The organism is Actinomyces sp. HPA0247, from assembly GCA_000411415.1.
Lineage (GTDB): Bacteria > Actinomycetota > Actinomycetes > Actinomycetales > Actinomycetaceae > Pauljensenia.
The window spans coordinates 949438-965887 of record KE150450.1; the positions used below are offsets into that span (position 1 = coordinate 949438).

Consider the following 16450-nt stretch of genomic DNA (forward strand, 5'->3'; position numbering starts at 1 on the left):
CGGGTCCGCCCGCCGCAGGTGACCGCCCCGAGTGGCCCCGGCCTCGTCCCAGATTTCGCCTATGAATCTTGACATCCTGGCGCGATACGCGCCCATGTACGTCGAAGCCGCCATCCTCACCCTGAGGATCGCGGCTATCGGCATCGTCGGCTCCCTTGCCCTCGGCCTCCTCGTGGCTGCGATTCGGCACTACCGGATCCCCGTCGCCACCCAGATTGCCGCCGCCTACGTGGAACTGTCGCGTAATACGCCGCTGCTCGTGCAGCTGTTCTTCATCTACTTTGGCCTGCCGCGCGTGGGCATCAAGTGGAGCGGTGAGACCTGCGCGATCGTCGGCCTGATCTTCCTGGGTGGCGCCTACATGGCCGAGGCGCTGCGCTCCGGCCTCGACTCGATCGCCACGATTCAGTGGGAGTCCGCGGCGGCGCTCGGCCTCACACGCACGCAGACGCTGCGTCACGTCGCGCTCCCGCAGGCCATTGCGACCTCCGTGCCGCCGCTCGCCGCCAACGTCATCTTCCTCATCAAGGAAACCTCCGTCGTGTCCGTCGTCGCCCTGCCCGACCTCGTGTACGTCGCGAAAGACCTCATCGGCATGTCCTACAACACCTCCGAAGCGCTGATCCTCCTGGTCATCGCCTACCTGGTGATCCTCCTGCCCGTGTCCATCGCGGCCCGACTCATCGAAAAGAAGGTGCGCCGTGGCGGATTTGGGAATTAACGTCATCTTCGAGGGCCGCAACCTGCTGCGCATCCTTGAGGGCCTGGGCGTCACCGTCGGCATCTCCGCGCTGTCCGTCGTGCTGTCGCTGGTGCTCGGCGTGTTCGTCGGCCTCGGCATGCGCTCGCGCTGGCGAGCCCTGCGCTGGCTCATGCAGCTCTACCTCGAGTTCGTGCGCATCATGCCCCAGCTCGTCCTCCTGTTCGTCGCCTACTTCGGGCTCACGCGCGTCGCGGGGATCAACCTGGACGGCATCACCGCGTCCGTCCTCGTCTTCACCCTGTGGGGCGGTGCCGAGATGGGCGACCTCGTACGAGGCGCGCTCATCGCGATCCCGCGCCACCAGTACGAGTCCGCCTACGCTCTGGGACTCTCCCCGAGGCAGACCATGCGCCGCGTCATCCTGCCGCAAACCCTGCGCAGGCTCGCGCCCCCGGCCGTCAACCTCATCACCCGTATGGTGAAGACGACGTCCCTCGTCGTCCTCATCGGCGTCGTCGAAGTCCTCAAAGTCGGACAGCAGATCATCGACGCCAACCGCTTCAACTACCCGACCGCCTCGCTGTGGATCTACGGCCTGATCTTTGTGCTGTATTTCCTCATCTGCTGGCCCATCTCGCTCCTCTCACGCCACATGGAGAAAACATGGCAGAACTGACCTCCGACCCGCAGCTGCGCCTCGTCGACCTCGACAAGACATACCCCGGCGGCCACCACGCCCTGCGCGGCGTCTCCCTCGACGTCGCCGACGGGGAAGTCGTCGTCATCATCGGCCCCTCCGGCTGCGGCAAGTCCACGCTCCTGCGCACGATTAACGGCCTCGAGCCCATCAACTCCGGGCAGATCCTCTTCGACGGGAACGACCTGGCGGCCCCCGGCGTCTCCTGGCCCGAGGTCCGCCGCCGCATCGGCATGGTCTTCCAGTCCTACGAGCTCTTCCCCCACCTGACCGTCATGGGGAACCTGACGCTCGCCCCCGGCCTCGTCGCGGGAGAATCACGCGCAGATGCGGCTGAGCGGGCGTTGAAACTGCTCGAGCGCGTTGGCCTGGCGGACCGTGCCGACGCCTACCCGCGCCAGCTCTCCGGCGGCCAGCGCCAGCGCGTCGCCATCGTGCGCGCCCTCATGATGGACCCCGAAATCCTCCTCCTCGACGAGGTCACCGCCTCCCTCGACCCGGAGATGGTGCGCGAGGTCCTCGACGTCGTCCTCGAACTGGCGCGCACAGGCATGACCATGCTCATCGTCACGCACGAGATGGGCTTCGCCCGCGCGATCGCGGACCGCATCGTCTTCATGGACGAGGGCCGCATCGTCGAGGTCGACCCGCCGCGCAAGTTCTTCGCCGATCCGTCGTCCGATCGTGCGCGCAAGTTCCTCGACATCTTTAGCTTCGAGGGCGCCAAGCTGTAAGCGTGTGGCGTGGCTGGGCTCCTCGCGGAGGGGCCTGAGCGGGGGCGCAGGCTGGTGGCTTGCGCCCCCGTTGCTGGGCCGGGCTGCTTGGTGCGCCCGTGGGCGGCGGCCCGCCCGCGAGATCGCCACACGCGAGCCTTCGGCTCGGAGTGATCGATCTCGAAGCCCGGCCAGGCCTTGCCGCCGCCCACGGGCGCCGCAGCCTGGACTAGCAGTCCATGCGGCCCCACCGGTGCCCTTCCAACAGCAGGGGCTTCGTGTCCTGCTGGGATGTCTAGCCAGGCCTTGCCGCCGCCCACGGGTGCCGCAGTCTGGGTGAGCAGTATGTCCGGCCGGGCACGTTCCGCGTCTTAGCTTGTTCCTAAGTGGTGTGACACCACTTAGCGGGGTATTACACCAGCTCGGAGGTGGTGTAATGCTCCCTAACCGGTGCAATCCTCCTTAACTGGTGTAACGCTCCCTGCCCGGTGCAGTGTCTCGCAGGTGCCGTTGGGGCTCGCGGATAGGAAACGGTTATGTGGATAGGTTATGAAGATACGGATAGGTTACGACGATGCGGATACCTTCATAACCTATCCGCATGCGCATAACCTATCCGCATGCGCGCAACCTATCCGCGTAAGGGGCTGGATTGGGCCGGGACGCGTGCACTGGCTGCTGAGATGCAACCTCTCCTCGCCGCGGCCACGGCCATGGAGCGGTTTCCCAACAATGTCGCATGCAATTCCCCTGAGATTGCTTCAAACATTGAATTCACATCGTTGGAATTGCAACGTTTGTGAGCGGTGCCGTTTATTCGGGCAGCCGAATTGCATGCGACTTTTGGAGAGAGTGCGGCTGTCGTGCCCGGAGCGCACCCGCCGAACGCGTGAGCCGAGCTCGCCTACGACAGAATGTCCTGGCTCAGCCGATCAACGTCGACTGGTGGTGCACCATGACCAGGCGCGACTCGCCAGACGTCGCCGGCGCCCACACGCTGGATTCCAGCGACGCGCCGCCCTCCCAGCGCACCCGGTAGCGGGTCAGGAACGCCCCGCCCAGGTCGTGCGCGTCGATGTGGCCGATGGACGGCGATGCAGGAGAGGGCCCCGCCAGCGTCGTGGTCGCGCCGCCGCCCGGCCAGATGCGCGTCGTGCGCTCGTCGGTCATGGACGCCAGGGCCTCCTCGTCGCCGCCGGTCCACGCCAGGATGAACTCGCGCTCGCGGGCAACCGCATCCTCAGTGGTCGGAGCGCTCACGGACGAGGCCGGGACCGCCTCCGCGGGTTCGGTCGCCTCAGTGGGTGCGGAGAAAACGCTGGGATGAGAACGGAAAGTCGACGTCGTGGCCTCGTCGGTGCTGGCCTCGTTTGTGGCGGTGCCGTGTGAAGCAGACGCGCTCTCCGGCGTGTCAGAAGCAGTGGGAGAATCGTGCGGCTCGACCGACGCGGACGCAGCGGCAGCGCCCCCGGACGCCTGATCCGCCGACGCCTCATCCGTAGACGCAGACCCGCGCGACCCGCGGGCACCGCCCCCAAACCCCGGGCCGGGCTCGGGTGTGCGCCCAGCCTGGTAGGCCTCGGCGCACGCGCGCGCGAGGTCGTCGGCGCGCTCGTTCATGCGGTGGCCCGCGTGGCCCTTGACCCATTCGAAGGTGACGCGGCGCCCTTCCATGGCACGGTCGATCTCCTGAATGAGCTCCAGGTTCTTGATGGGCTTCTTGTCGGCCTTCGTCCAGCCGCGCTTCTTCCAGCCGAGTCGCCACTTGGACACGACGTTGATCGCGTACTGGGAGTCGGCGAGGATGTGCAGTTCTTCGCCGGTCTCGGCCGTGGCCTCGAGCAGACGCAGAATAGCGGTCAGCTCGCCCAGGTTGTTGGTGCCCTGCGGCCAGCCGCCCGCGTCCCACGTGTCCTCGTCCACGTACCAGGCCCACCCTGCGGGCCCGGGATTGCCGAGGGAAGAACCGTCTGCCGCCGCCGTAATCGTCATGCACTCATCCTATCGGCATCGCGCTTCCCTGATCGGAAAGGGGACGAGGCCGGGGCCGCCTCGGCCTCGTGCCCTAGACTCTGGGGTGGGCGTGGAAGCGCCCGCTGCCGCGAGGAGAGGGAAGATACGCATGGGGGAACGCCTCGACGAGCTTTGTGAGACGGCTGCCGACGAACAAGAGAACGGTCGTTCGAAGAAGTCGAGGCACGCCCGCCGATGGGCGCTTCTTGTCGTCGTGCTCTCGGTTGCCGCGCTGGCGTGGAGCTGCGTTTTTCATGGGAACTTAACCCGAAAGCCGGTCGGTTTCCTCACGACGAACGATGCGGTGATCGCGCTGCGGCTCGGGGGCGGCAGGACGACGGCGGGTGATGATAAACCGTACTACGACGGCTGGATTGTGCTCCTCGACGCGCAGGGGCGAGGCCAGGTGGCATCCGTCGACGAGATAAACGGCGGAGACGTGCTGTGGAGTGACCGTGGCGTCTTCTACGGTTCGCCGAGCCAGGACTACGTGACGACGGACAGCGGGACGCAGCAGACCACGTGGCAGTTCACTCGCCGCGGCGATGTTCAACGCTACGCGCTCCCAGATGGAGCACTTGTTGCCGTGCGGCGGGAAAGCAACGACTACCACATCGGCACCCTCTTCCCTGACGGAACTCACGCGAGTGTCGAAACTGAAGGTGTCGGCCGTGGCATCGGACAGTGTGGCGGCCGGATCGTGGCGATCACGACTACTGAGAAGTCCGAGAGCATTAAGTCGGCGGCTTTCGAGGCCTACGCTGCCCAGTTCGGCGGTGGTGATATGCCGGAGGCTCTGGAGGTGGTTGTTCAGCTCAACGACTTTGACGGTGATGTTCCCCCGGTCCTTGCGGTTGCGCCTATGGGTGAGGGCTTGTCCTCGAACCAGCACATGTTCGACTGCGAAGGGGAGGTCATCACGGTGCCCAGTGCGCAGAAGAATGGCGAACGGGAATGGCTCGTTCTCCAGCGGTGGGACCTGTCGACGGGGCAACGCACGATTATTCCCGTGGTCGATGAGGATGGGAACGCTATCGAGCTGGGTGAAGACCTGGGTGTTTCCGATAGTGAAGCGATTCGCGTGGGTAACGAGTACAGGTTCGTGTCGTGGGGTGGGGATGCTTTCGCTGTCGACCCGGCGAGTGGCCAGGGACGTTACTTGTTTTCGCTTGATACGCCAAGGTATGGGCCGGACGGATACTTGGTGACCTTCCAGGTGAGTGAGAGCGGTGTCTACGCGCTCAAGGACCGCCGCGCTGACCGCGTCGTGACCCTCTCGTACAGGCCCTGGGAAGGTGGCGAGTGGCGTGACATCTTCACGACCCGTGACCTGGCTTATTACCTCAACGAAGGCTATATCTCTGGTGCCTTGGATATTCAGTCCTTCGCGGTGCGTCCGGGGTGGAACGGCGGCGCCCAGTAACGCGTGCAGCCGCGCGGCACAGTGACGCAACGCGAGAGGGGCGGTCCTCCGATGAAGACCGCCCCCACCTGTTACACCGTGACGCCTACCTGGCCCAGCGCGAAGGCGAACTCCTCGCAGCGCGCCGCCCAACGGCCCTCGCGCCCGGAGGGGCCGGCGTGTCCGGCGACCATCTCGGTGCGCAGGATGATCGGACGCTCGCGCGGGTCGCGGGCGGGCGCAGACCCCCCGGCCTCGTCCGTGGAGGGAACCTGGCCGGTGGCCTCGCGCAGGCGCTGCACCCACTTGGTGGGCTCGACGAACTCGACGCGCGTGTCGTTGACCGACGTCGTCGCCATGATCGCGGGCAGGAGCGCGCCGTCGGGCACGTTCTCATACGGCGTGTAGCGGCTCATCGCGTCGAACACTGCGCGCGAGGTCAGCGGATTGCCCCACTCCTCCCACTCGCCCACGGTGAGCGGCAGGGACGGGTCCAGGATCGTCGAGAGCGCGTCCACGAAGGGCACACCCGCCAGAATCGCGCGGAAGCGGTCGGGGGCGGCGTTGGTGACCGCGCCCATGAGGAGGCCTCCGGCGCTGCGGCCCTCCGCGACCAGGCGGCCGGGCGCCACCCACCCGGAGTCGACCAGCCAGTCGGCCACGTCGATGAAGTCCGTAAAGGTGTGCTCCTTGACCAGTTCCTTGCCGTCCTCGTACCAAGCACGGCCCATCTCGCCGCCGCCGCGCACGTGCGCGATCGCGTAGACGACGCGGCGCAGGATCGGCAGGCGCAGGGTCTCGAACTCGGGGTCGTAGCTGACCTCGTACGAGCCGTACCCGATCTGCCAGCCCGCGTTCGTGCCGTCCGGACGCGCGTCGCGGTGGTGGATGAGGGTGACGGGGATGCGGGTCGCGCCGTCGCGCGCGAGCACCCACACGCGCTCCTCAACGAACTCGGCGGGGTCCCAGCCAGGCGCCTCGTGGGTGCGCAGGGTCCGCGTGCTCAGGGCCGCGGTCTCGCTTGTGTCCTCGGGGGACGAGGCCGGGGCCAGGTCCGGCAGAGCAACCTCCGCGACCGTGGGCGGCACCGTCTGTGACTGGAACTCGACGCGCAGCGGATCCTCCCACGGGGTCGGCACGGTCGCGATCGTGCGCACCGGGGCGTCAACCTCCACGCGCCGCCACGTGGGTGTGGGCTCGCGGCGGTCCCACACGTCGACCTGCGTCAGCGAGTCCGAACGCAGCGAGAGCGCCACGTAGTCCACGTGGGCCTCGACGTCGGTGATGCGCTCGCCGGGGCCGGGGCTGCGCAGCGGCTCCCAGGACTCGAACGGCGTGAGGGGCGCGGGCTCATCCTCCGGCAGGGGAGTGCCCGGCGTGCGATCCGCCAGGGCCTGGCGACTATACGCGGGGGAGGAGGCGACGCCGAGGCGCGCCAACGCCTCGGGCGACCCCCCTTCGGGCAGCATCGCCTGCGCGAGCGAGCCCTCCTGCGTCAGCCCCGTATGCTCGATGAACAGGCGATCCCCCGCCGAATCCGCCGACACCAGCGTGCGGGCGCGCGCCGGCATGAGCGGCAGTGGGCGCACCGACGGGTGGGCGGGCAGCCACAGCCACGCGCGGCCCGCCGTCGACGACGACGAATGAATGACGACGTGCCCAGGGAAACCCGAGGGAGCGAACCGCATCTCGAAGCCTTCGTCCGGCTCGACCAGCAGCAGCTCGTCGGCCTCGCGAGGCGTGCCCACGCGGTGCAACCACACGTCGCACGCGCGCCACGCGTCATCCACGCCCATGTAGATAAAGGAAGCGGAATCATCCGCCCACGCGAAGCCGTAGCCTGCGTCCACCACGGCCTCGTCGATGACCCGGCCCGACGCCTCCTGCACGACCCACGTGTAGCGCTCATCCCCGCTCGTGTCCCGCGCCCACGCGATCAGGTGCCCATCCGGGGACGGGTACAGGTCCGCCAGGCGGAAAAACTCCTGCCCGCGCGCCCACTCGTTCTCATCGACGAGGAGCTCCTCGCCCCGCGTGGGCACGCCCGGCTCGGGGACGAGCGGGATCGGCGCCCCGGCCTCGTCGCGCTCCACCGGCGCGCGGTGATGCGTCGCGTAGGACTGGCCCTCCGTGAAACGACGGAAGTACCAGAACTCTCCCTCGCGGATCGGAACCGTCACGTCGGTGAGTGCCGTGGAGGCCTTGACCTCCTCCACGAGGCGTGCGGCCGCCTCGCGCGTCGGCGCCGTCACCGCGTCCGCCCACGCGTTCTCCGCCTCCAGGTGCGCGCGCACCTCGGGGTTCTCACCGTCGCGCAACCAATCCCACGGGTCATCAAAATGCTGCCCGAACTGGTCGCGCACCCGGTACCCGTAACGCTTGGGGGCCACCGGGGGAGTGTGTGGCGAGGCCTGGGGTGTGTGCGGGGTCGTCTCAGTCATGGGAACCATCTTAGAGGTGGGCCAACTGATGAGGATCCACGAAACAGCGGCGCGACCGTGCGAGACTAGGGGGGTGAACGACGAACAAGCTCCCTTGCGCGGATCCGCTGCCGCGCTCGAACCCGCGGCGCTCGCGGACCCGTCCGCGCCCCCTACCCAGCCCCAGACCCGAGGACAGGTTGACGGGGGAGCGGCCCCGGCCTCGTCCCTGAGCCTGACGCAGCGACTCCTCGCCTGGGCGCGCGAATTCATCCAATTCGGCATGGTCGGCGCCACCGCGTACATCGTCGACGCCGGACTGTTCAACCTGCTCCAGCACGGGCCGCTCGGCGTGCTCGCCGGGCACCCCAACACCGCGCAATTCGTCGCCGCCGCGACCGCCACGCTCTACTCGTGGATCGCCAACCGCCTGTGGACCTACCGAGGCCGCACCCAGGAAAACGCCACGCGCGAAGCCGTCCTCTTCTTCTTCGCCAACGCGTGCGGCATCGGCATCACCCAGTTCTGCCTCCTGTTCACCCACCACATCCTCGGGTACACCTCGGCGCTGGCAGACAACATTGCCGCCTACGTCGTCGGCTTCGCCCTGGGCACAGCGTTCCGCTTCTTCTTCTACCACTACGTGGTCTTTACAGGACATACGCGCGCGTAGGTTGAAGGCGCGGCGGTAGGGTCGAAACGTGAAGGAAACGCCAGAGCACTACCCGACCCCCGAAGAATCCATCGCCACGATGGTCACCATCGACGACACCGCCCTCGTGTTCGAAGGCGGCGGCATGCGCAACGCCTACACGGCCGCGCTCGTGAGCCGACTCATCGCCGAAGGCATCAACTTCCCCCACATCTCCGGAGTCTCCGCGGGGTCCAGCCACCTGTGCAACTTCACTTCCCGCGACGCTCAACGTTCCCACGACACCTTCGTCGACCTCGTCGAAGACCCCGAATTCGGCGGCCTCAAGCACTTCCGCAAGGGACACGGCTACTTCAACGCCGAGTACATCTACCAGCAGATCTGCTACCCCGACGGCGTCCTGCCCTTCAACATGGATACCTTCCTGGCGAACCCGGCGACCACGCGCGTCGCCACCTTCAACGCCTCGCGCGGGCAGGTCCGCTGGTTCTCCAAGGAAGAAATGAGCACCCTGGACACGCTCGGGCCCATCGTGCGCGCATCCTCCACGCTGCCGATCCTCATGCCGCCCGTCGAGATCGACGGCGACACCTACGTCGACGGCGCGCTCGGGCCCAACGGCGGCCTGCCCTTCGACCAGCCCCTGCGTGAGGGCTACCGCAAGCTCCTCGTCGTCCTCACCCGTCCCCGCGACTTCGTGAAGGGGCCCATGCCCGCCAGCGTCGGTGCCCTCCTGCGCACCGCCTACCATTCATTCCCGTCCGTGTTCGAGGGCGTGGCCTTGCGCACCGACCGTTACAACGCGGGCCGCCGCTTCCTCTTCGAGCTCGAGGAACGAGGCCAGGCCTACGTGTTCGCACCCGACAACCTGTGGATCAACAACACCGAATCGCGGCGCGAGCGCCTGGAGGCGACCTACCGTGCCGGCCTAGTCCAGGCCGTCCGCGAAATGCCTGCGATCAAGGCGTTCCTGGGGCTGTAGGGCTTTCCGTTTGGCGGTGTTGCTTGGGGTGCCGCCTGTGTTTCGGGCGCCGTCGGGCCTGGCTGCCCGCTGGGCCTTGCCGCTGTGTGTGCCCGTGGGCGGCGCCTCCTGATCTCCGGCGTTGCTTCGCTCCGCCTGATTTCCGGCCGCCGCGTGGCCTGCCCGCCCGCGAGCCGTCCGCGCCGCGAGCTTCGCTCGGCGCGTCGTCTCGAAGCCCGGCCAGGCCCCGCAGGCCCCGCGGCGACCTCCAATCGGGCGTGCCTGTCGTTCGTGTGTTGCCGCCCTGGCCCTGCCGCCGCCCACCGGCACCGCGGCCAGGCCCCGTAGACCAGGCGGTTCGGTTCTTTGAAACCCCTGTCGCCTTTGCGAGCTTGTGCCCGTGTGAGGTTGAAACCGGTGTCGCCTTCGCGGGTGAGAAACGGGTGTTTTTGGCGCGTTTTTCGGTCGAAGAGGTGTTGTCGGTTTCAGCGTCGCCATTGTGCTGTGTCTTGTGCGCGAAAAAGTTCGCCCTGCTCGGCTTGGCGTGGGTGTGAGCGCGAAAAAGTTCGCCCGGCGCACCCAAAATGGCCCAAAATCAGCGTTTTTTGGCGTGCTGGGCGAACTTTTTCGCGGAAGTGCCGTTGGAGGGGCTGTGTTGGGCGAACTTTTTCGCGGTGAGCCCGAGAAGGCGGGTTGTTGGGCGAGTTTTGTTGCGGTGCTGTGGTCTTGTGTGTTCCTGGCGGCACGCTGGTGTCATGAAAGCCGCCAATCTAGGGGCGCGTACCGAAATTCGCATGCAATTCCCCGCGAGCATCATGCTGGTGTGTGTCAGTTCGTGATGTTGCGTCACTTGTGTTGTGGAATTGCATGCGAAATTGGGGGAGGGGCGCCTTGGTGGGGTGAGGTGGGGTGTTGGTGCGTGACTTTTTTCGCCTTGCTCGGCTTGGTGTTGGTGGAAGCGGTATAAAACTCTCCCTGCTGGCTCAACGTGGGCCGAAAAGGGGTATTTCGGGCGTGCCGGGAGAGTTTTGTATCGGGTGGGCCCGACGGGGCCGCGTGCTGGGAGAGTTTTGTACCGGGTGATCCCTCTGGGCTGCGTGCTGGGAGAGTTTTGTACCGGCACCGGCCTCGCGTGCGGTACAAAGTTCTCCCTGCGTGGCTTGTTATTGGCGTGAGCGTGAAAAGATTCTCCCTGCGTGCGGAAAGTGGGCCGAAATCGGCGTTTTTGTGTGTGCGGGGAGAGTTTTGTACCGGGTGGGCCCGACGGGTCCGCGTGCTGGGAGAGTTTTGTACCGGTGGAGGCTTCGTGGCGTGGTGCTAGGGATCGTTGCGAGTCGACTGTGGGAACCAAGGGGCCTGCAGCCAGGGCTGCAGGCCGCATGGGTGCATCCGTTTCGGTGGTACTCGGTATAACTGGTTGCTGTCCAGCAATTTCGCATGCAATTCACTGCGAGCATCATGCCGGTTTGTGTTAGTTCGGGATGCTGTGTCACTTGTGTTGTGGAATTGCATGCGAAATTGGGGGAGGGCACGTTACTGGGGTGGCCGGTGGTGTGCTGGGTGTGCACCGGTAAAGAGAGTGAGGGTGTGTACCGGTAAAGAGGATGAGGGCGTGTATCGACCCATATCTCGTGCATCGGTCCGTATCTCGCGCACCGGTCCATATCTAGGGGTGCCCTCCTGGATCTAGGGCGCATATGGGCACCTCTATCTAGGGCCCGTATCTAGGGCCCGCACCGGCGCCTCGATGTAGGGATCATTGGCCATTGGGGGAGCCTTCTTGGTGCCCTGTTCGTCTCACCGCGATTGCCTTTCTGCAGGATTCCGGTGATTTCCCCTCAACCTTCACCAACCCCTACATGTAGGGGCGCTTAGTCGCCAACGACCCCTAGATGTGCGGGTGCGACACGCCCAAGGCCGCCGCCAAAGAGTGTGACGCTCGACATTTTTTGGGTGGTTGGCAGGTGGTTATACACAGGGTGGTGATGTGTCCGTCCACAGGGTGCACAGGTGCGTGTGGGGGTGGTGGAGGCCCCTCAATGTGCTCGTAGGTTAGCGACAAACCCCAATGTTTGCGCGCATCTTCGCGCACCTGCGCGAAGGGGGCGACAAACCGCAACGACCCCTCCGAGATCCTGACCGCCCGCTCCATCCACAGACCCTTCTGTCCTCGTCCACAGTCGGGGCGTCGCACACAACATCTAGGGGTCGCTTGCGCGGGTGGCCACGAGGTGTAGTGTTGTCGTGTTCGCGGCGAACGAGCCGCTAGTAAGTCAACACAGGATGCCAACGTCCGGCCTTGAGCCGCAAGGAGACACGAACATGTCGATCACCGTTTACTCCAAGCCCCGCTGCCCCCAGTGCGACGCGACCTACCGCGCCCTCGACAAGCAGGGCGTCTCCTACGAGAAGATCGACGTCACCCAGGACGCGGAGTCCCTCGCTTTCATTAAGGGCCTCGGCTACCAGCAGGCCCCCGTCGTCGTGGCCGGCGAGGATCACTGGTCCGGCTTCCGCCCCGACCGTATCAAGGCCGTCGCCGCCGCAGCCGCCCCCCTGGCGCTGCAGGCCTGAGTCTGGCCGATAAGCCCCGGCCGCGAGGCCGGGGCTTTCGTATATCCGGGCAGGGACGAGGCCGGGGCTCGCTCGCTTGAAAAGGGCGCGCACGCGCTCACGGGAGTGGGGGAGTGAAGCATCGGCAGGGCCGGGGAAAATCGCTGACCAGATGGCCTTGCGCGTGCGCCGGCAAGCGGCGCACGAGCCCGCCGCAAGCAGCGCGCGCACACGCCGAGCCGCACGCGTCGATCATCCCACATGGGACACGCGAGCCAGGGGAGCCCGCCCGGGCCTCGTCAGTGAGACACTAGAGATTCAGCATCCCGCCAAGCAGGAAGGATCATCATGGGCATCGTCGTCTACTTCTCGTCGGCGACGGGCAACACCCGCCGTTTCGTCGAAAAGCTCGGCCTCCCGGCGGCGCGAATCCCGTTGCTTCCCAAGGATGAACCCCTGTACGTGACCGACGAGTACGTGCTCGTTGTGCCCACTTACGGCGGCGGAAATATTAAGGGAGCGGTGCCCAAACAGGTCATCAAGTTCCTGAACGACCCCGACAATCGTGCCCTGTGCAGGGGCGTCATCTCGTCGGGCAACACTAACTTCGGCAAGGCCTACTGCATCGCGGGCGACATCATCGCGGCCAAGCTGGGGGTCCCCCACATGTACAAGTTCGAGCTCCTCGGTACACCCGAGGACGTCTCCAGAGTTCGCGAAGGACTGGAACAGTTTTGGCAGAAAACTACACCGACACAGGCGTAGAGGAAGCTCCCTCCCCGGAGCTGGACTACCACGCGCTGAACGCGCAGCTTAACCTGTACGACGCGAACGGACACATTCAGTTCGACGCGGACCGTGCGGCGGCTCGCCAGTACTTCCTCCAGCACGTCAACCAGAACACGGTGTTCTTCCATGACCTGGAAGAGAAGCTGAAGTACCTGGTGGACGAGGGCTACTACGAGAAGCACGTCCTGGACCAGTACGACTTCGCGGACATTAAGGAACTGTACAAGCAGGCGTACGCCCACAAGTTCCGCTTCCCGACGTTCCTGGGCGCGTTCAAGTACTACACGTCGTACACGCTCAAGACCTTCGACGGTAAGCGCTACCTGGAGCGCTTCGAGGATCGTGTCGCCATGGTGTCCCTGTACCTGGCGCGCGGCGACATTGAGCTGGCTCGCAGCTTCGTGGATGAGATCATGACGGGTCGCTTCCAGCCGGCCACCCCGACCTTCCTCAACGCTGGCAAGGCGGCGCGCGGCGAGCTGGTTTCCTGCTTCCTGCTGCGCATCGAGGACAACATGGAGTCGATTGCGCGCGGCATCAACTCCGCCCTGCAGCTGTCCAAGCGCGGCGGCGGCGTCGCCCTGCAGCTGACGAACCTGCGTGAGTCGGGCGCCCCGATCAAGAAGATCCAGAACCAGTCCAGCGGCGTCGTGCCCGTCATGAAGCTGCTCGAGGATTCCTTCTCCTACGCGAACCAGCTGGGTGCGCGTCAGGGCGCGGGCGCCGTGTACCTGCACGCGCACCACCCGGACATCATGCAGTTCCTGGACACCAAGCGCGAGAACGCGGACGAAAAGATCCGCATCAAGACGCTGTCCCTGGGCGTCGTCATCCCGGACATCACGTTCGAGCTGGCCCGCAAGAACGAGGACATGTACCTGTTCAGCCCCTACGACGTGGAGCGCGTCTACGGCGTGCCCTTCTCCGAGATTTCGGTGACGGAGAAGTACCACGAGATGGTGGACGACGGTCGTATCCACAAGAAGAAGATCAACGCGCGTCGCTTCTTCCAGACGATCGCGGAGATCCAGTTCGAGTCCGGCTACCCCTACATCGTCTTCGAGGACACGGTGAATAAGGCGAACCCGATCAAGGGCCGCATCACCATGTCGAACCTGTGCTCGGAGATCCTCCAGGTGTCCGAGGCCTCGACCTACAACGACGACCTGTCCTACGCCCACGTCGGCAAGGACATCTCCTGCAACCTGGGCTCGCTCAACATCGCGAAGACCATGGATTCCCCGGACTTCTCCAAGACGATCGAGATGGCGATTCGCGGTCTGACGGCCGTCTCGGACCTGTCGGACATCGGCTCGGTGCCGTCGATTGCCCGCGGTAACGCGATGAGCCACGCGATCGGCCTGGGCCAGATGAACCTGCATGGGTACCTGGCGCGCGAGCGCGTGCACTACGGGTCCGAGGAGGCGCTCGACTTCACGAACATCTACTTCATGACGGTCCTGTTCGAGGCCATCAAGGCCTCGTGCAAGATTGCGCGCGAGCGCGGCGAGACCTTCGAGGGCTTCGAGGAGTCGAAGTACGCGTCGGGCGAGTTCTTCCGCAAGTACATTGACGAGGAGTGGGCTCCCACCACGGACAAGTGCCGTGAGCTGCTCGCCGCCTCGTCGATCAAGGTCCCGACCCAGGCGGACTGGGAGGCCCTGGCTGCCGACGTGGCCAAGTACGGCATGTACAACCAGAACCTGCAGGCTGTGCCTCCGACGGGTTCCATCTCGTACATCAATAATTCGACGTCGTCGATTCACCCGATCGTGTCCCGCGTGGAGATCCGCAAGGAAGGCAAGATCGGCCGCGTCTACTACCCGGCGCCGTACATGACGAACGAGAACCTGGAGTACTACCAGGACGCGTACGAGATCGGCCCGGAGAAGATCATCGACACCTACGCGGTGGCCACCCAGCACGTGGATCAGGGCCTGTCGCTCACGCTGTTCTACCCGGACACGGTGACGACGCGTGACCTGAACAAGTCCTACATTTACGCGTGGAGGAAGGGCATTAAGACCCTGTACTACATGCGCCTGCGCCAGATGGCCCTCGAGGGGACCGAGGTCGAAGGCTGCGTGTCCTGCATGCTGTGACGTCACGCCCGTTTGTCGGGTGGTGCGGGGGTCGGGAAACCGGCCCCCGCGCCGTTTTATGGGGGACGAGGCCGGGGCTGAGGGGCCGGGGAATGGGGGAGTGATGGCGCGAGAGCGTCGTCGTTTATTCGGATTTTCGAGAAAGCGCTCGTATGATGTGGGGGTATATCCCCTCACATCTTCTTCTCGGAGCAAGCGATGAGTGATCTGACGAATCCCTACGGCGTTGATCGTGCGAACCAAGGTGGCTATGGCCAGCAGGACGCGTACGGTGCACAGTCGGCATATGGGTCCCAGGCCTCGTATGGGGGAGCGCCCCCGTACGGCGCGGGGCAGCCGGGGTATGGTGCGGGGCAGCCTCCGTACGGCGCGGGGCCGGGCATGCCGGGCTACGGGCAGCCGCAGGGCTATGGTCAGCCCGCCTACGGGAGCTTCGGGTACGCCCTGAACCCTGCCGTTGAGCGTGTGCGTTCGAACGCATCGATGGTTCGCATCATGGCGTTTATCAGCTTCGTCACCATCGGGCCGATCCTCTCGATCGGCGCGTGGGTCTGGGGTGGCATGCTCGTGTCCGAGGCCCAGGGTCTTAACGCCCCCATGGACGTGATGAATGATGTGAGTGGTGCTCGAAAGATTGCGATGATCTGCAGCATCATTCAGATTGTCGGCATCGTGCTCCTGATCATCTTCTCCTTTGTCTTCCCCTTGCTGATGCTGGCCTTGTTGGGCGGGGCGGACTACTGATTCGTCCGAGCGACGGCGGTGGGCATCCCCTGCGGGGTGCCCACCGCTGCCGCTGACGAGCTGTGGCGCATTGCTCTCCCGTCACCGTTGGTTACTGATGCTGCTGTGCGTGCGCTAGGATGAGCCGCGTATCTGCTGACCTATTCCATTCGGAGTATCCCATGAGCGATCCCACCAATCAGTACCCCTCCAACGGTCAGGCCCCTTACGGTCAGGCCCCCTACGGTCAGGCCCCGCAGGGCGCGCCGCAGGCCCCCTACGGCCAGGCCCCCCAGGGAGCCCCGCAGGGTGCGTACGGCCAGGCCTACGCGCTGAACCCCGCGCTCGAGAAGATCCGTTCGAACGCCTCGACCGTTCGTATCTTCTCCTTCGTGAGCTTCATCTTCGGCGGCCTCTTCCTGTCCGGCGGCATGTGGATCTGGGCGAACAACATGACGGCTGAGGCTCAGAACCTCGGCGCCCCGCTCGACATTGCAACGGATCTGGCGAGTGCTCGTAACACCGCGAAGATCTGCACGATCATCCACGCTGTCGTCCTTGCGCTGGGCCTCGTGTTCATCATCGGTTTTGTTGTTCTTGCCATCATGGCAGAGGGCTCGAACTACTGAGTTGTGAACCGTGTGGGGTCCGGATCGAGTCTCGATCCGGACCCCACACGTGTATGTGCGAGCCTCCTGTTAGGATGCTTCTCGTATTGATCT

14 protein-coding genes are annotated in these 16450 nt (G+C 65.3%); 12 read left to right on the forward strand and 2 right to left on the reverse strand.

The features are described 5' to 3' along the window. Positions 1–61 precede the first annotated feature (61 nt). The 4 genes from HMPREF1478_RS03875 to HMPREF1478_RS10575 all read left to right on the forward strand — a co-directional run bounded on the left by HMPREF1478_RS03875 (position 62) and on the right by HMPREF1478_RS10575 (position 2916). Positions 62–721: an amino acid ABC transporter permease gene (locus tag HMPREF1478_RS03875; protein WP_016460779.1), complete on the forward strand. Its 660-nt coding sequence runs from the start codon at positions 62–64 to the stop codon at positions 719–721. After that, positions 702–1379, forward strand: coding sequence for an amino acid ABC transporter permease (locus HMPREF1478_RS03880; protein WP_016460780.1), 678 nt, complete (start codon positions 702–704; stop codon positions 1377–1379). Before HMPREF1478_RS03875 ends, HMPREF1478_RS03880 begins: the two co-directional genes overlap by 20 nt. Next, complete coding sequence (locus HMPREF1478_RS03885) at positions 1367–2134, forward strand: amino acid ABC transporter ATP-binding protein (RefSeq protein ID WP_016460781.1); 768 nt, start codon at positions 1367–1369, stop codon at positions 2132–2134. The genes HMPREF1478_RS03880 and HMPREF1478_RS03885 overlap by 13 nt, the downstream gene beginning before the upstream one ends. Before the next feature lie 599 nt (positions 2135–2733). Next, the gene (locus HMPREF1478_RS10575; RefSeq protein ID WP_148332952.1) at positions 2734–2916 is read left to right on the forward strand and encodes a hypothetical protein; all 183 of its coding nucleotides are present in this window, start codon (positions 2734–2736) and stop codon (positions 2914–2916) included. A 121-nt stretch (positions 2917–3037) separates the two neighbouring features. Here the strand turns inward: HMPREF1478_RS10575 and HMPREF1478_RS03890 are convergent, their stop codons facing one another. Further along, positions 3038–4105 (reverse strand): ribonuclease H family protein, encoded by a 1068-nt coding sequence (locus HMPREF1478_RS03890; RefSeq protein WP_016460782.1) that lies wholly within the window; start codon positions 4103–4105, stop codon positions 3038–3040. A 130-nt stretch (positions 4106–4235) separates the two neighbouring features. On the opposite strand from HMPREF1478_RS03890, the gene HMPREF1478_RS03895 reads away from it, so the two are divergent. Beyond that, positions 4236–5549 (forward strand): hypothetical protein, encoded by a 1314-nt coding sequence (locus HMPREF1478_RS03895; protein ID WP_016460783.1) that lies wholly within the window; start codon positions 4236–4238, stop codon positions 5547–5549. Between the two features lie 71 nt (positions 5550–5620). Here the strand turns inward: HMPREF1478_RS03895 and HMPREF1478_RS03900 are convergent, their stop codons facing one another. After that, a complete protein-coding gene (locus HMPREF1478_RS03900; protein ID WP_016460784.1) occupies positions 5621–7978 on the reverse strand; it encodes a S9 family peptidase in 2358 nt (785 codons plus the stop codon). A gap of 64 nt (positions 7979–8042) precedes the next feature. Here HMPREF1478_RS03900 and HMPREF1478_RS03905 point away from each other — a divergent pair, with 64 nt between their 5' ends. The 7 genes from HMPREF1478_RS03905 (at position 8043) to HMPREF1478_RS03935 (ending at position 16357) form a co-directional block, all read left to right on the forward strand. Further along, on the forward strand, positions 8043–8621 hold the full coding sequence (locus HMPREF1478_RS03905; RefSeq protein WP_016460785.1) for a GtrA family protein: 579 nt from the start codon (positions 8043–8045) through the stop codon (positions 8619–8621). Positions 8622–8649: 28 nt separating this feature from the next. Then, positions 8650–9582 (forward strand): patatin-like phospholipase family protein, encoded by a 933-nt coding sequence (locus HMPREF1478_RS03910; protein ID WP_016460786.1) that lies wholly within the window; start codon positions 8650–8652, stop codon positions 9580–9582. A 2301-nt stretch (positions 9583–11883) separates the two neighbouring features. Further along, entirely contained in the window at positions 11884–12135 is a 252-nt protein-coding gene (gene nrdH, locus HMPREF1478_RS03915; protein ID WP_016460788.1) for a glutaredoxin-like protein NrdH, read from the forward strand. Positions 12136–12462: 327 nt separating this feature from the next. Then, positions 12463–12879 (forward strand): class Ib ribonucleoside-diphosphate reductase assembly flavoprotein NrdI, encoded by a 417-nt coding sequence (nrdI, locus tag HMPREF1478_RS03920; protein WP_016460789.1) that lies wholly within the window; start codon positions 12463–12465, stop codon positions 12877–12879. Further along, complete coding sequence (nrdE, locus tag HMPREF1478_RS03925) at positions 12849–15005, forward strand: class 1b ribonucleoside-diphosphate reductase subunit alpha (protein ID WP_016460790.1); 2157 nt, start codon at positions 12849–12851, stop codon at positions 15003–15005. The genes nrdI and nrdE overlap by 31 nt, the downstream gene beginning before the upstream one ends. A 198-nt stretch (positions 15006–15203) precedes the next feature. Then, the gene (locus HMPREF1478_RS03930; protein ID WP_016460791.1) at positions 15204–15749 is read left to right on the forward strand and encodes a hypothetical protein; all 546 of its coding nucleotides are present in this window, start codon (positions 15204–15206) and stop codon (positions 15747–15749) included. Between the two features lie 161 nt (positions 15750–15910). Continuing rightward, positions 15911–16357 (forward strand): proline-rich domain-containing protein, encoded by a 447-nt coding sequence (locus HMPREF1478_RS03935; protein WP_016460792.1) that lies wholly within the window; start codon positions 15911–15913, stop codon positions 16355–16357. Positions 16358–16450: the final 93 nt, after the last annotated feature.

What these genes read in the sequence shown, in the direction of transcription:
- HMPREF1478_RS10575 (WP_148332952.1), top strand. Translation starts at nt 2,734, where the DNA reads ATGCGCGCAACCTATCCGCGTAAGGGGCTGGATTGGGCCGGGACGCGT.
- HMPREF1478_RS03930 (WP_016460791.1), top strand. Translation starts at nt 15,204, where the DNA reads ATGAGTGATCTGACGAATCCCTACGGCGTTGATCGTGCGAACCAAGGT.
- HMPREF1478_RS03895 (WP_016460783.1), top strand. Translation starts at nt 4,236, where the DNA reads ATGGGGGAACGCCTCGACGAGCTTTGTGAGACGGCTGCCGACGAACAA.
- HMPREF1478_RS03885 (WP_016460781.1), top strand. Translation starts at nt 1,367, where the DNA reads ATGGCAGAACTGACCTCCGACCCGCAGCTGCGCCTCGTCGACCTCGAC.
- nrdH (WP_016460788.1), top strand. Translation starts at nt 11,884, where the DNA reads ATGTCGATCACCGTTTACTCCAAGCCCCGCTGCCCCCAGTGCGACGCG.
- HMPREF1478_RS03890 (WP_016460782.1), bottom strand. Translation starts at nt 4,105, where the DNA reads ATGACGATTACGGCGGCGGCAGACGGTTCTTCCCTCGGCAATCCCGGG.
- HMPREF1478_RS03935 (WP_016460792.1), top strand. Translation starts at nt 15,911, where the DNA reads ATGAGCGATCCCACCAATCAGTACCCCTCCAACGGTCAGGCCCCTTAC.
- HMPREF1478_RS03900 (WP_016460784.1), bottom strand. Translation starts at nt 7,978, where the DNA reads ATGGTTCCCATGACTGAGACGACCCCGCACACACCCCAGGCCTCGCCA.
- HMPREF1478_RS03875 (WP_016460779.1), top strand. Translation starts at nt 62, where the DNA reads ATGAATCTTGACATCCTGGCGCGATACGCGCCCATGTACGTCGAAGCC.
- nrdI (WP_016460789.1), top strand. Translation starts at nt 12,463, where the DNA reads ATGGGCATCGTCGTCTACTTCTCGTCGGCGACGGGCAACACCCGCCGT.